The sequence below is a fragment of the Thioclava electrotropha genome, assembly GCF_002085925.2.
Classification (GTDB): Bacteria; Pseudomonadota; Alphaproteobacteria; order Rhodobacterales; family Rhodobacteraceae; genus Thioclava; species Thioclava electrotropha.
This window is the reverse complement of the sequence record NZ_CP053562.1, coordinates 3993527-4007492: the sequence shown is the minus strand read 5'-3', so window position 1 is coordinate 4007492 and position 13966 is coordinate 3993527. Positions and strand designations below refer to the sequence as shown.

The following is a 13966-nucleotide window of genomic DNA, read 5'->3' as shown; positions in this document are numbered from 1 at the left end:
TCCCCGCCGGAGGCTGGCTCGGGCGGGGATCTGAATGCGTCTTGCGGTCGCCTTGCGGGAATCAGAGTTGCGAGTCGCGGACCCGCAGCTGACGTGCGCGGGTGAGAATCGCGTTCTCCACGGCGCGCTGCGTATCGGCGGAAACTGCGCCGCCCCGGGTGCGGATCGACACTTTCAGCGAGCGCGCATCGAGCGCCGGATCGGTGACGTAAACGGTGGCCTTATAGGCGCGGCCGCCGCCCGGCGGGGTGCCATAGCCGGTCACAATGACGCCGGAGAAGGGGTCAACCTCTTGAATCGGCAGGAAGTCGAGCACTTCGAGCGAAGCCTGCCAGAGATACTTGTTCACCTCGACGGTGATGTTCGGATCGCCATTTCCGCCGAAAATATCCCAAACGGTCGATTTCTTCTGAACGCGGCGCGTCGGGCCGTCGATCACGGCTTCGTTCGAGCCGGGGGTGTGGTCGAGCTGATTGGCTTCGCGCTGTGAAGCGGTAGCCCCGCTGCCACCCGAGAAGATGTTGCCGCTCGAGATACCCTTGCCGCAGCCTGCGAGCACGAGGCACACGCCCAGAATTGCCGTGCGTTTCAAAAGGGTTCTGGAAGTCATGCGAAGCTGTCCCCGTCGGCCTGCGTCATTGATTGCCTTTTCTCTAGCTCATGGCCCCCAGCCCGACAAGGTTTTTCCCCTTTGCCCCCGGATTTCGACCGACCGGCACCTCGGGGGAATGCCACCCGATGCCGCTATACGCGCGTGTGAGGGGCTTTGTAGGGCGGTGTCAGAGGCCAACCGCAATTGCACGCTGACGTTACTGTGACATGTCTGCACCATCAAACACCCTATTCGACCCGGGCGGGCGCTTTGAGTTGCAATGAAAGGGGTGGGGAGAGAAAACACCGTCATACCCAACTTCGGATTCCCCAGGTTGGGGGTTACCTGTAAGACAATGAGGGAAAACGATGAAAAAGGTTCTCTTCGCGACGACCGCGCTCGTGTTCTCGGCTGGCATCGCTGCCGCTGAGGTCTCGGTTGGCGGCGACGGCCGCATGGGTGTCGTGTACAATGGCGACGACTGGAATTTCTCGAGCCGCATCCGCGTCTCGTTCACCGCTTCGGGCACCACCGACGGTGGCCTCGAGTTCGGCGGCTCCGTCCGTGCTGACCAAGCTATCGCTGCTACCCGCGGCACCTCGGCTTCGGTCTACATCTCGGGCGCGTTCGGCAAAGTCTCGATGGGCGACGTTGTCGGCGCTCCGGAAGCTCTGTTCGGCGACTTCTACGAAGTTGGCTACACCGACCTGTCGTCGGCTGGCGGTTCGAACGACATCGGCTACCTGACGGCTGATAACGGCGGCAACACCGATTGCACCACCGGCGGCACCTTCTGCGGCAACACTGGCCCGAACCTGCTGTACACCGGCACCTTCGGTGCGTTCTCGGTCGCAGCCTCGGTTTCGGACGGCAAGCTAGATGCGGTCACCGTCGGCGGTCTCGGCGTTCCGGTTTCGGTCAGCGCACCGACCACCACGACCTCGTACACCCAGCAGTACGGTCTGGCCGCTGCTTACACCTTCGGCAACTACACCGTCGGCATGGGCTACGAATACATCGACGGCAAGCCGCTCACCGCTGCTGATTATGAAATCGACATGATCTCGCTCGCTGGTGTCGCTCAGTTCGGCAACACCTCGGTCAAAGGCGTGATCGCTCACCGTGGCAAGGACGCTGACATCAACTGGTATGGCCTCGGCGCTTCGTCGGTCTTCGGCGCGACCACCGTTGGTGGCTACATCCAGAAGCTCGACGACAAGTCGGCTGCTAACGCTGACGTGACCTGGTACGGTCTCGGCGCTGAGTACGACCTCGGCGGCGGCGCGTCGATCAAAGGCGGTATCGCTGACTCCGACGTTTCGGGTTCGGACGCGGTTGCTGACCTCGGCGTGAAGTTCTCGTTCTAATCCTTCGGGACAGAACGATGGGAAGAGCGGGCCTTGCGCCCGCTCTTTTCTTTTTGGGCCCTTCGGTGTTTCTTGGGCGCGCTGACGACGGAGGGCCAGATGGGACTGAGCGAGATTCAGGCGCGGATCGCGAAAGCGGAAGCAGAAGCAGGGCGCGAGGCGGACTCGGTGAAGCTGATCGCCGTGTCGAAGGTCCAGCCCGCCGAGCGAGTCGAGGCGGTGCTGCGCGAAGGCCATCGGCTGTTCGGCGAAAACTACGTGCAGGAAGCGCAGGGCAAGTGGCCCGCCTGGCGCGAGGAATTTCCCGGCTGCGAAGTCCATATGATCGGGCCGCTGCAATCCAACAAGGCGAAGCTGGCGGTGGAGCTGTTCGAAGCGATTCACACGCTCGACCGGCCCTCGCTGGGGAAGAAGCTGGCTAATCTGGCGCAGGCGCGCGGGGCGTCGCCCGATCTTTTCATTCAGGTCAATACCGGGTGCGAGCCGCAAAAGGCGGGCGTGCTGCCTGATGATCTCGACGCTTTCGTCGCGGATATGCGCGGGAAGGACCTGCCCGTTGTTGGGTTGATGTGCATCCCGCCCGAATCCGAGGACCCTGCGCCGCATTTCGCGATGTTGGCCGAGATGGCCGGGCGCAACGGGCTCGACGGTCTGTCGATGGGGATGAGTTCCGATTTCGAGAAAGCGATCGCGGCGGGCGCGACCCATGTGCGTGTGGGCTCGGCGATCTTCGGCGCGCGCGACTATTCCTAAGCTTTGTCGCGGGCGTTGAGCGCCGGGGGCTGTCCGCCCCCGGACCCCCGGAGGATATTTCCGCCAAGCCGAAGGGGAATCTCCAGCGGCTCGCCCGGTGCGATGCGCTGTGCGATCCAGATCAGGTGATCGCGGCGGAAGGCGAGGCAGCCCGCAGTCGGGTAGCCAGCCCGGCGGCGCTGATGCAGGAAGATGGCCGAGCCTTTGCCAGCCTCTGCCGTCGGGTAGTTCCAGTCGGTCACAAGCACGATGTCATAGAGCGGATCGGCGCGCCGCATCGCCTCATGCGAAGCGGGGTAGGGGGCGCGGACCAAGTGGTTATAGGCCGAATCCCCGGACGCGTCGCACCACAGATCGCGTGGGCCGATCGGTTCGGCCCAGTCCTGAGGCGCCACGATCCGATCCGCGCGGTAGAACATGCGCAGGATATGGAGCCGCCCCGAAGGAGTCGCGCCGTCGCCCTCCTGCTTGCTGCCGCTGACGCCGCCGCGGCCGATCTCGACCGGAAAGCGGCGACCGCGGAACAACAGGCCCGTGGGCGTGAGGCGCATCACAGGATATGCCCCGATTTCGCGGCCTTGGTGGCGAGGTAGTTCTCGTTATGGCGGCTCATGCCGACCTTCAGCGGCACGCGCTCGGTCACGTCGATGCCATTGGCTTCCAGCATCGCTACCTTGGCGGGGTTGTTGGTCAGCAGCCGCACCTGCGAAAACCCGAGCTTGCGCAGCAGTGCCGCGCCGATGCGGAAATCGCGTTCGTCATCCTCGAAGCCGAGACGGTGGTTCGCCTCCACCGTGTCGAATCCTTGATCCTGCAGCGAATAGGCGCGCATCTTGTTGGCAAGCCCGATCCCGCGCCCTTCCTGATTGAGATAGAGCAGGATGCCCGCGCCCTCATGCCCCATCAGCGTCAGCGCCGCATCCAGCTGCGGGCCGCAATCGCATTTCAGCGAGCCCAGCACGTCGCCGGTGAAGCAGGCCGAATGCAGCCGCGCGAGCACGGGTTTGGAGCGATCCGGACGGCCGATCTCGATCGCGTAATGCTCCTCCGCGCCATTGTCGGGGCGGAAGATATGCAGCCGACCGGCTTCGGCGGCGCGCATCGGCACGCGCGCGGCGGAGACCGGGGCGAAAGCCTGCGGGATGTCGGCGGCGGCAAGCGCCTCCTCGGCGGTGATGCAGGTCAGATCCGTCGGCGCAGGGTCGGGCGCTGCGACCATCAGCGCTGCGGGCAGAAGCTGTGCGGATTTCGCCAGCCTGATCGCGGCGCGGGCGAGATCCGCATCGCCGCCGCGAAGCGCCTTGAGCGGGCCTTTCATCGGCACGCGCAGATCGTCTGCCGGATCGGCGAGCGCGCGCAGCCAGAGCAGATCGGCGTCAGCGGGCACCTCGATCCGCGCGATATCGGCGTCATAGACGCGCGCTTTCAGCGTCTCGGCCCGGCGCGCGGTCAGGACCAGCGTCAGCGGTCCCAGCGCGCGCAACGCCGCCAGCCGCTCGGGCGAGAGCGTCTCGACCGCCACGGTAAGGTGATCGGACAGCAAAACGGGCAGCCCCATGCGCAGATCGGCGCGGGCGCGATTCAGTCGTTCAGCCGGGCTCGGCCCGAGGGAAAAATTGCCGGTCATGCGCTCTGAGATAGCCTCGACTGTAACAAATTGAAATATCTCCCGGTGATTCGACACGTCAGCGTGAGATAGGTTTCACCACCCTTGCCATCGCTGTGAAAGGGCAACAGCTATTCGTCGAACACATATGGAGGCTCAGGACATGGCATCATTGAAGAAGGTCCTTTTGGTTGACGATGACAACGATCTGCGCGAGGCGCTCGCCGAGCAGCTTGTCGCGACCGATGATTTCGAGGTCTTCGAGGCCAGCAATGGTCACGAAGCGGTAGATAAGGCGAAATCGACGCTTTACGACCTCGTCGTGCTGGATGTGGGCCTTCCCGATACCGATGGCCGCGAACTGTGCAAGAAGCTGCGCAAGAGCGGCGTGAAATGCCCGGTCGTGATGCTGACCGGCCATGATACCGATGCCGACACGATCCTTGGCCTCGACTCCGGTGCCAATGACTACGTCACCAAGCCCTTCAAGTTCCCGGTGCTTCTGGCCCGTCTGCGCGCCCAGCTGCGCACGCATGAACAGTCCGAAGACGCTGTCTTCCAGCTCGGCCCGTATACGTTCAAGCCCGCGATGAAGATGCTGGTGGACGACAAGGACCGCAAAGTGCGTCTGACCGAGAAGGAAACCAACATCCTCAAGTTCCTCTACCGTGCGACCGACGGCGTGGTGCCGCGCGATGTGCTGCTGCACGAGGTCTGGGGTTACAATGCGGGCGTCACCACCCACACGCTCGAGACGCATATCTATCGCCTGCGTCAGAAGATCGAGCCCGATCCCTCGAACGCGCGCCTGCTGGTGACGGAATCGGGCGGCTATCGTCTGGTGGCCTGATCCGAGGCGTTTCGTGCGCCAAGGTTGGAAATGAGGAAGGCGGCTCCTGCGGGGGCCGCCTTTGTCGTTTTCGATGGTCGGAGCGCGCCGCTCAGACCGTGGGGTAGATGTCTTCCTCGGCCTCTTCGAGCGAGATGCCGAGCGCGTTCAGCCCGTCTTCGAGATGGTCGGCCAGCATCGGATTGCCCAGCAGGTAATCCTCGGTCGGCGCGGTCGCCTCGGCTTTGGCGGTGGCGATCGCCTCTTCGAGTTCCGACGCGTCATAGGTGTCGCGCCCGATCCACATCACCGCGGTCAGCGATGCCTTTTCATCCTCGTTCAGCGCCGCGATGAAGGCGCGCAACTCGCGGGCCTGACCCGAGCCGGGCACGTCCGCGTCAAACTTGCGCGCGCGGATGATGACATGGGCGATTTTCGCCGGGCTGATGGTGAGCATGGCTGCCTCCGTTCTTGGGCTCATCATCTCGCCATTGCACGGCCTGCGCAAGCGTTTGCGTGTCGCGTCATAACTGCGCCGGGATCAGGCCGCGCAGGGAGTTGCCCATGAAGACCTCGCCTTGCGCCAGGTCTTCGGGCCGCAGGACGGCTTCGCGGGCGGCCCCTGTCTCCAGCATCTCCTCGCGCAGGATGCCTGGCAGCAAGCCGCAGGTTGGCGGCGGGGTCAGGTAAATTCCGTCGCGCTTGAGGAAGAGATTGGTGATCGTGCCTTCGCAGATCTCGCCGCGTTCGTTGAGCAGGATCGCCTCGTCCACGCCCGCGTGCAGGGCGGCGCGGGCGGCATCGTAGGGCGCGCGCGCCGTGGTCTTGAGGCGCAGCATCGGGTCCTGGCTGTCGAGGGTGACGCCCGAGATATGAAGGCGCCACGTGGTGGTTGGCGTCAGGGGAGCTGAGGTGATCTCGATTGCGCCCTTGGCGTCGAGGGTCAGGCGCACCCGCAGCGGGCTCTCGCCGAAAATCGCTTCGAGGGCTACCGTCAGTTCCTCTCCGTCGAGCGGATAGCCAAGCTGCTCGGCGCTGCGCGTCAGCCGGGCGATATGGCGGGCGCGGCGGCGGATACCTTCGCCGGGATGCCAGCCGAAAGTCTCGATCAGTTTCAGATCTTCAGGAACCGGGTTTTCCAAAGCGCTTCCTCATATTCACCGTGGGCGGTGGAATCATAGACCAGCCCGCCGCCGACATTCACCCGCCATCTGCCGGGGCCGGTCTGCATCAGCGTGCGGATCGCGACGTTGAACTCCATTCGGCCATCGGGCGCGGCCCAGCCGATCGCGCCGCAATAGATGCCGCGCGGGTCGGGTTCCAGCTCGTGGATGATCTCCATCGCGCGGATCTTCGGCGCGCCGGTGACAGAGCCGCAGGGGAACATCGCGCGCAGGATCTCGGGCAGGCCGGTGCCGGGGACCAGCTCGCCCTCGATCTCCGAGATCATCTGGTGGACCGAGCGATAGGTCTCGACCTCGAAGAGGCGCGGCACCTTGACCGAGCCCGGCGTGCAGATGCGCGAGACGTCGTTGCGCAGCAGATCGACGATCATCAGGTTCTCGGCGCGGTCTTTCTCGGCCCCCATCAGATCGGATTTCAGCGCGGCGTCCTCTTCGGGCGTCGCGCCGCGCGGGCGCGTGCCCTTCATCGGCCGGGTGACGATCTTGCTGCCCTCGACGCGGAAAAACAGTTCGGGCGAGCGCGACAGCAGCCGCACCCCGGCCAGCGCGACATCGGCCCCATGCGGGACTTGGCCCGCGCTGGACAGGGCCGCGTATAGCGCCTCGGGCGTGGCATCGCTTGTAACGGGGATCGGGAAAGTCAGGTTCACCTGATAGCAATCACCCGCGCCGATATAGTCGTGGACAGCCCGAAAGGCTTCGGCATAGCGCGCCTCGGGCCAAAGCGGCTCGCCCAGCTCGATCTGCGGCGCGTTCTCCGAGATCGGCGGCGGGACATCCTCGGGCGCGTCGTAAACCCCGAAGGCCAGCAGCGGCAGGTCGCGGTTCTCGGGCAAGAGCGGTGCGAGGCGTTCGCTCAGACAATAGCCCAGCTCGTAGGACGCGAACCCCGCCAGCCATCGCCCCTCGTCCTGTGCGCGCGTGATCGCCGCGAAAGCTGCGGGTAGATCCTCCGGCGCATCGGCGCGGATAACCTCATGGGGCTCGCGGAAGCGGCAGGGCCGACCGTCCGGCCCCCTGTCGAAACGGACCTCGTCACTCATGGGCGCACTCTATGCCAATCTCCGAAGGGGGGCGCAGCCGAAAAGCGACGCTTGGCGCCGCTTAGGCCTTCTTTTCGGCGGTCGAGACAAGCAGCGGCTGTGCGGCCGTATCGGGGGCCAGTTCCTCGAAATCGAAATTGTCGAGGCGACGCGCGCGTTTCCCGGCTTTCTCGGCGGAAATCTTGATCTCGGAGATGTCTTTCGCAGCCTGCCCGAAATGCCGGTCGAGGTTTTCGACACGGGTGCCGAGCCGGTCGACATCGGAATAAAGCGCGGCCAATTCCTTGCGGATCGCGCCCGCCTGTTCACGCATCCGTGCATCTTTCAGCACGGCGCGCATCGTGTTCAGCGTCGCCATGCAGGTCGTGGGCGAGACGATCCAGACCTTCGCGGCAAAGCCTTCGCGCACCAGTTCGGGGAAATTCGCGTGCAGCTCGGCATAGACCGCCTCGGAGGGCAGGAACATAAGCGCGCCGTCCGCCGTCTCGCCTTCGAGGATGTATTTCTCCGAGATCGCCTTGATATGGGCGCGCACGGCGGTTTTCATCGCGCGGCTGGCCTCCTGGCGCTCCCATTGCGTGTCGGCGCGGCGCAGCGCCTCATAGGCTTCCAGCGGGAATTTGCTATCGATCACGATGGGTCCGGGCGGGTTCGGCAGATGGATCAGGCAATCCGCGCGCTTCCCGTTCGAAAGCGTCGCCTGCATCGTGAAACTGTCCGAGGGCAGCGCCTTGCCGACGATATCGTGCAGCTGAATCTCCCCGAAAGCGCCACGGGTCTGCTTGTTCGACAGGATGTCCTGCAGGCCCAGCACATTGCCGGAAAGCTTCTCGATATTGGCCTGCGCCTTGTCGATCGCCTCCAGCCGCTGATGCAGATCTCCCAGCGAGCGCGCCGTGCGGGTCGCGGTGCCATGCAGGCTTTCCGACATGCCGCGCGAAACCTCGGCCAGACGCTGCTCCATCAGAGCGAGAACCTTGGTCTGGCTCGCGGCCTGCGCCTCGGAGACGTGATGCAGCCCGCCGGACAGCTGTTGCTGCCCGTCCGAGAGGTTTTGCACCCGCTGAGCGAGAAGGTTCATCTGGCCGACCATCGGGTCCATCGCACGGGTCTGACGGCCCGCAGCGCGCAGCATGGCGACCATCAGAATCAGCAGGATAACAAGTGCCGCGCTGCCGAGCAGAAGGCCGAGCGTCAGCGGGTCGTTCAGGGTCAGGGTCATATCGCCAAGCTGGATCATGTGCGGCCAAACAGTCTTTCAATATCGCTGAGCTTCAATTCGACATAAGTCGGACGCCCATGGTTGCACTGGCCGGAATGGGGCGTGGCCTCCATCTGGCGCAGCAGCGCGTTCATTTCGTCGGCGCGCATCTGGCGGCCCGAGCGGATCGAGCCGTGGCAGGCCATTCGGCTGAGCACCGCTTCGATCTTGGCCTGCACCAACTGGCTGTCGCCCAGATCGGAGAGCTCGTCGAGTACGTCGCGCAGCAGCCCTTCGGCATTGATCTCGCCCAGAACGGCGGGGGTCTCGCGCACTGCGATCGCGCTGCCGCCGAAAGGTTCGATGGTGAGGCCGAGGCGCGACAAAGCGTCGGCATGTTCCAAAAGCAGCGCGGCGTCGCCCTGGCTGAGTTCGACGATCTCGGGGATCAGCAGCGCCTGCGCGGGCACCCCATTCTCGGCCATCTGGCCTTTCAGCTTCTCATAGACGAGCCGCTCATGCGCGGCGTGCTGATCGACGATGACGATGCCGCGCTCGGTCTGGGCGATGATGTAATTCTCATGCACCTGCGCACGCGCCGCGCCCAAGGGCCTCTCGGTCAGCGCAGGCTCGGCAGGCGCTGGGGCTTCGGCGCGGGCCGAGGGCGCATAGTCGAAGCTGGGCGCGGGGGCCTCCTGGAAGGACGGCTGCTGGTAGGAGGGGGGCTGATAGCCCGGATCGGGCAGCGGCGCCTGCGCGGAGTAGGACGACCGCATCGCGCCGAGGCTCGGGCGATCCATCTGGTAAATGCGCGGCGGCTGATCGGCGGTCGGTTCGGGGCGCATCGCGCCAAGCGTCGCATCCGAGACGGTCGAGGACGCCCGGTGCCCGGCCTGAGCCAGCGCATGGCGCAGCCCGGTCACGATCAGCCCGCGCACGGTCGCGGCCTCGCGGAAGCGGACCTCGGCCTTGGCGGGGTGCACGTTGACGTCGACGCGCTCGGGCTCGCAGGTCAGGAAGAGGCAGGCGGCGGGGTGACGCTCGCGGCTGAGGAAATCCATGTAGGCCGCACGCAGCGCCCCGGTCAGCTGCTTGTCGCGCACGGGGCGGCCATTGACGAAGAGGAACTGCTCCACCGCCGCGCCACGCGAATAGGTGGGCAGTGCCGCGTAGCCGGTCAGGCGGATATCTTCGCGCTCGGCGTCTATCTTCACCGCGTTATCCGAGAAGGCGCGCCCGATCACCCGGGCCAGACGTTCCGAGAGCGCATCGAACAACTCGCCCTGCTCTCCATCGGCGCGGAAGATCTCGCGCGATTTGCCATTGGACACATCGGTGAGGGTGAAGCTGACATAGGGCTCCGCCATCGCCAGCCGCTTCATCACATCGGCGATCGCCTGCGCCTCGGCCCGGTCGGTGCGCATGAATTTCAGCCGCGCGGGCGTGGCGAAGAACAGGTCGCGCAGTTCGACCACGGTGCCCCGGTTCAACGCCGCCGGTTTCACGGGACCGATCTGGCCGCCCGCCACGCCGATCTGAAAGGCGTCGAGACCGTCGACGCGCGAGGTGATCGTCAGACGCCCGACCGCGCCGAGCGAGGGCAGCGCCTCGCCACGAAAGCCGAAGGTGTGAATGTTCAGAAGGTCCGAACCGTCGATCTTCGAGGTGGCATGGCGCGAGAGCGCCAGCGGCAGATCGTCGGCGGTCATCCCGCAGCCGTCGTCGGTCACGCGGATCAGCGTCTTGCCGCCATCGCAATATTCCACCGCGACCCGCGACGCGCCCGCATCCAGCGCGTTCTCCACCAGCTCTTTCACCGCCGAGGCCGGACGTTCGACCACTTCGCCCGCTGCGATGCGGTTTGCCGCAGCGTCATCGAGCTGCCGGATCACGGGGCGCTCAGACGCGCCGATATTGCGGTTGTGCTGGTTCATTCCACTAGGGATAGCATGGCGCGGCGCTCATCTAAAGAGATTCGCGCCAGCTATCCCCAGCCAAATCAGTTCAGGCCCTGCGGGCGTCCGACGACCACGAAGGTCAGGTTGTCGGGGTTCAGGATACGCTTGGCGACGCGCTGGACATCGGCCTTCGTGACTGCGTTCACCTTGTCGTTGCGGGTGTCGATATAGCTCGGGGCCATCTCGTTGAGCTGCATCCCCGTCAGGATACCCGCGATCGTGCCATTGCCGTCGAAACGCAGCGGATAGGCGCCGGTGAGGTAGGTCTTGGCGTCCTCCAGCTCCTTGTCGGTGACCTGGCCGGTCGCGGCCTTCTTCCACTGCTCTTTGACGACCGAGATCGCCTCGGCGACCTTCTCATTGGCGGAGGCGAAGCTGCCCTGCCACGTCTTCGCCAGATCCTTGTCGACGATATAGGAGGCGATGCCATAGGTCAGGCCGCGCTTCTCGCGCACCTCGTCCATCAGGCGCGACGAGAACCCGCCCGCGCCGACGATCTGGTTGAGCACATAGGCCGCGAAGAAATCGGGGTCTTTCAGCCCGATCCCTTTCTGGCCGAACATCACCACCGATTGCGGGCTGTCGAAATCGACCGTGGTCACGCCGCCCTTGAAGCTCGGATCGGCGGGGGGCGGCATGTCGGCACCCTTGGCGGGCAGATCGCCCAGCAGCTTGTCGAGCATCGGCCCGAGCTCTTCCGGGGTGATGTCGCCCACGGCGGAAACCACCATGTGATCGCGGCTCATCACGCGGTCCTTGGCCTCGAACAGATCCTCGCGCGTGAGGCCCTTCACGCTGTCGACGGTGCCGTTGAGCGAGCTGCCATAGGGGTGATCGCCATAGGTGATCTCGCGGAATTTCTCGCCTGCGATGTCGTTCGGGTCCTGCTTGCTCGATGCGATCACGGCCAGCACCTGCTGGCGCACGCGTTCGATCGCGCTTTGATCGAAGCGCGGATTGACCAGCGCCTCGCGCAGAAGGTCGACGGATTTGTCGCGGTTCTCGGTCAGCATACGGGCCGAGATATCGAGCGAGTCGTCGCCCACGTCGAAGCCGAATTGCGCGGCCAGCGCTTCCTCGGCCTCGGCGAATTGCTGCGAGTTCTTCTCGCCCGCGCCCTCTTCGAGCGTGGCGGTCATCAGGTTGATCGCGCCGCGCTTGCCCTTTGCATCAAGGCTCGCGCCGCCGCGGAAGGCGATGTCGAGCGCGGTGAAGGGAATGTCGTGATTCTCCACCAGCCATGCCTTGATGCCGCCGGGCGAGGTGACCTGCTGAATGTCGATCGCACGGGCGGGCAGCGCCAGCACGAAGGCGAAGAGCGACGCCATCACGAGGCGCGCTGTGATCGGGAAACGGGTGTGGATCATTGGGTGATCTCCTGCGCAGGCGCGGGCGGCGCGGCGGGGGCCGCAGCTTCGGTGGGGGCGTCATCGGGGCGCTTCGCGTAGCCCGTCACCGAGTCCTTGTTCTGGAACAGGTCGCGGGCGGCGGCCATCACGTCCTCTTCCGTCACCGAGGTCAGAACATCCGGCCAATCCTCGACGTCTTTCACCGAGAAGCCCGAGGCCAGCGCTTCGCCATAGCGCCGCGCAAGCCCTTGCGTGTTGTCGCGCGAATAGATTTCGGCGGCCTTCACTTGCGTCTTGATGCGGGCGAATTGCTCGGGGTCGATACCTTCCTTCAGGAATTGCTTCAGCGCCGTGTCGAGCGCCTTTTCGGCCTCGGGGAGGCTCACATCCTTGGCGGGCATCACCGAGAGGTTGAAGGTCGTCGCATCGATCGACATGCCGTCATAATAGCTCGACGCATAGATCGCGGTGCCGTCGCCATAGATCAGCTTGCGGCCCAGCACGGAGGTCGCCTGATTGCCGCCGAGAATCTCTGACAGCACGGTCAGGGCGGCGGCGCGCTTCTGGTCGCCCGGATTGCGTTCGGGGGCGAGGTAGCTGCGCACCAGATAGGGCTGGGCGATCTGCGGGTCCTCGAAGGTCAGGTGCCGGGAGGCGCGTTGCGGCGGCTCCTGCGGACGGGCGCGGGGCGAGAGGTCTTCGGTCGGTTTCAGCTTGCCGTAATACTTCTCGGCCAGCGCCTTCACCTCGTCGGGCTTCACATCGCCCGCGACCACGAGGATCGCGTTATTGGGTGCGTAATATTCGTGATACCAGTTGAGCGCGTCCTGCCGCGTCAGCCCTTCCATCTCCTTGCGCCAGCCGATGACCGGCGTGCCGTAGGGCGAATTGAGGAACTGGGCGGCGCGCTCCTGCTCGTTGAACAGTGCCCGCGGGTTGGAATCGGTGCGTTGCGCGCGTTCTTCGAGGATCACCTGCAGCTCGGTCTTCGCGTCATCGGGCGAAATTCGCAGATTGCGCATCCGATCCGCTTCCATCTTCATCACCAGCGGCAGCCGGTCGGCCGCGATGCGTTGGAAATAGGCGGTGTAGTCGTAGCTGGTGAAGGCGTTGTCCGAGCCGCCATTGGCCGCGACCGTCTTCGACAGCTCACCGGGAGCCATCGTGTCGGTGCCCTTGAACATCAGGTGTTCGAGATAATGGGCAATGCCGGATTTACCGCGCTTCTCGTCAGCCGATCCGGCTTTGTACCAGACCATATGGACCACGACCGGGGCACGGTGATCCTCGATCACGATGCCTTTCAGGCCGTTTTCCAACTCGAAGGTAGAGACGTCACCGGCCACCGCCGGGCTCAGACCTGCCAATGTTAGCAGGGCGAACAGAAATGCACGCAATGCCCAACTCCTCACAAGACACAGTTTGGGCGAAGATAAGCACTCTCGCCCGACGTGCAAACGCCGGTGACGTTCTCGTGATGATTTTTCGGGTTACTTGACCGCGCGCTGCGCTTCGCCCGAGGGCGGTGCGCCGGGCGTGACGACGCCGAGGCGGCGCCAGCGCTCGAGCTCTGCCGACTGGTCGAGCTCCATCGGCTTGTAGGCTTTGTAATAGACCGAGACCTGGAACAGACGCTCCAGCAGGCGACCGTCGTGATCCTTGCGCCACTGGTAATCCTCGGCGGCAAGCGTCTGGCGGATGCCCGACTGGCTGCCGTAGCGCGACGCGGCGGAGACCAGCGCGCGATCCGAGGTCGGGACCTGTCCGGTCTCGTCGAGGCGGCGCGGATTGCCACCGAGAGCGGCAACGGCATCGGCCTCGGGCGTGGGATCGGTGATGTTCTTGCCACCCGGCGTGGGCGGCGGCAGCGCAGCGAGATTCTCCGGCATCTCCAACGGCTTCGTCGGGATCACGCCGAATTCATCGGGGCCTTGATGCGAAGAGCGCAGATTCATCAGGCTGGGGTCGCGGGAATTGCCGCAGGCAGCCAGCGTCAGTACCGCTGTAAACGCGAGTCCGAGCGTGCCGATCTTCGCCTGCATGAACCACTCCCTTGCCAGTTCCGCCCCCGTCTTAACGCAACA

General features: G+C 64.9%; 14 protein-coding genes. 3 read left to right on the top strand and 11 right to left on the bottom strand.

The window, feature by feature from the left end:
* Positions 1-61: 61 nt before the first annotated feature.
* Positions 62-610 (bottom strand): DUF3576 domain-containing protein, encoded by a 549-nt coding sequence (locus AKL02_RS19100; RefSeq protein WP_083078031.1) that lies wholly within the window; start codon positions 608-610, stop codon positions 62-64.
* Positions 611-960: 350 nt separating this feature from the next.
* On the opposite strand from AKL02_RS19100, the gene AKL02_RS19095 reads away from it, so the two are divergent.
* Both AKL02_RS19095 and AKL02_RS19090 read left to right on the top strand, forming a co-directional pair.
* The gene (locus AKL02_RS19095; RefSeq protein WP_083078030.1) at positions 961-1959 is read left to right on the top strand and encodes a porin; all 999 of its coding nucleotides are present in this window, start codon (positions 961-963) and stop codon (positions 1957-1959) included.
* 99 nt (positions 1960-2058) lie between these two features.
* Positions 2059-2712, top strand: coding sequence for a YggS family pyridoxal phosphate-dependent enzyme (locus tag AKL02_RS19090; RefSeq protein WP_083078029.1), 654 nt, complete (start codon positions 2059-2061; stop codon positions 2710-2712).
* On the opposite strand, the gene AKL02_RS19085 is transcribed toward AKL02_RS19090, so the two are convergent.
* Both AKL02_RS19085 and ribA read right to left on the bottom strand, forming a co-directional pair.
* Entirely contained in the window at positions 2709-3263 is a 555-nt protein-coding gene (locus AKL02_RS19085) for a L,D-transpeptidase family protein (protein WP_083078028.1), read from the bottom strand. The genes AKL02_RS19090 and AKL02_RS19085 overlap by 4 nt on opposite strands.
* A complete protein-coding gene (ribA, locus tag AKL02_RS19080; RefSeq protein ID WP_083078027.1) occupies positions 3263-4339 on the bottom strand; it encodes a GTP cyclohydrolase II in 1077 nt (358 codons plus the stop codon). The genes AKL02_RS19085 and ribA overlap by 1 nt, the downstream gene beginning before the upstream one ends.
* Before the next feature lie 142 nt (positions 4340-4481).
* On the opposite strand from ribA, the gene AKL02_RS19075 reads away from it, so the two are divergent.
* On the top strand, positions 4482-5168 hold the full coding sequence (locus AKL02_RS19075; RefSeq protein WP_078521549.1) for a response regulator transcription factor: 687 nt from the start codon (positions 4482-4484) through the stop codon (positions 5166-5168).
* Between the two features lie 91 nt (positions 5169-5259).
* Here AKL02_RS19075 and AKL02_RS19070 read toward each other — a convergent pair whose 3' ends face one another.
* From AKL02_RS19070 to AKL02_RS19035, 8 genes are all read right to left on the bottom strand, one after another.
* Positions 5260-5604: a DUF3775 domain-containing protein gene (locus AKL02_RS19070; RefSeq protein WP_078521547.1), complete on the bottom strand. Its 345-nt coding sequence runs from the start codon at positions 5602-5604 to the stop codon at positions 5260-5262.
* A gap of 67 nt (positions 5605-5671) precedes the next feature.
* Entirely contained in the window at positions 5672-6289 is a 618-nt protein-coding gene (locus AKL02_RS19065) for an aminotransferase class IV family protein (RefSeq protein ID WP_083078026.1), read from the bottom strand.
* On the bottom strand, positions 6262-7374 hold the full coding sequence (locus AKL02_RS19060; protein ID WP_083078025.1) for an aminodeoxychorismate synthase component I: 1113 nt from the start codon (positions 7372-7374) through the stop codon (positions 6262-6264). Before AKL02_RS19060 ends, AKL02_RS19065 begins: the two co-directional genes overlap by 28 nt.
* A 61-nt stretch (positions 7375-7435) precedes the next feature.
* On the bottom strand, positions 7436-8614 hold the full coding sequence (locus AKL02_RS19055) for a DNA recombination protein RmuC (protein ID WP_083078024.1): 1179 nt from the start codon (positions 8612-8614) through the stop codon (positions 7436-7438).
* Positions 8611-10509, bottom strand: coding sequence for a DNA mismatch repair endonuclease MutL (gene mutL / locus AKL02_RS19050; RefSeq protein WP_083078023.1), 1899 nt, complete (start codon positions 10507-10509; stop codon positions 8611-8613). Before mutL ends, AKL02_RS19055 begins: the two co-directional genes overlap by 4 nt.
* Before the next feature lie 65 nt (positions 10510-10574).
* A complete protein-coding gene (locus AKL02_RS19045) occupies positions 10575-11900 on the bottom strand; it encodes a M16 family metallopeptidase (RefSeq protein WP_083078022.1) in 1326 nt (441 codons plus the stop codon).
* Positions 11897-13279 (bottom strand): M16 family metallopeptidase, encoded by a 1383-nt coding sequence (locus AKL02_RS19040; RefSeq protein ID WP_083078021.1) that lies wholly within the window; start codon positions 13277-13279, stop codon positions 11897-11899. The genes AKL02_RS19045 and AKL02_RS19040 overlap by 4 nt, the downstream gene beginning before the upstream one ends.
* Before the next feature lie 93 nt (positions 13280-13372).
* A complete protein-coding gene (locus AKL02_RS19035) occupies positions 13373-13924 on the bottom strand; it encodes a DUF3035 domain-containing protein (protein ID WP_083078020.1) in 552 nt (183 codons plus the stop codon).
* Positions 13925-13966 lie beyond the last annotated feature (42 nt).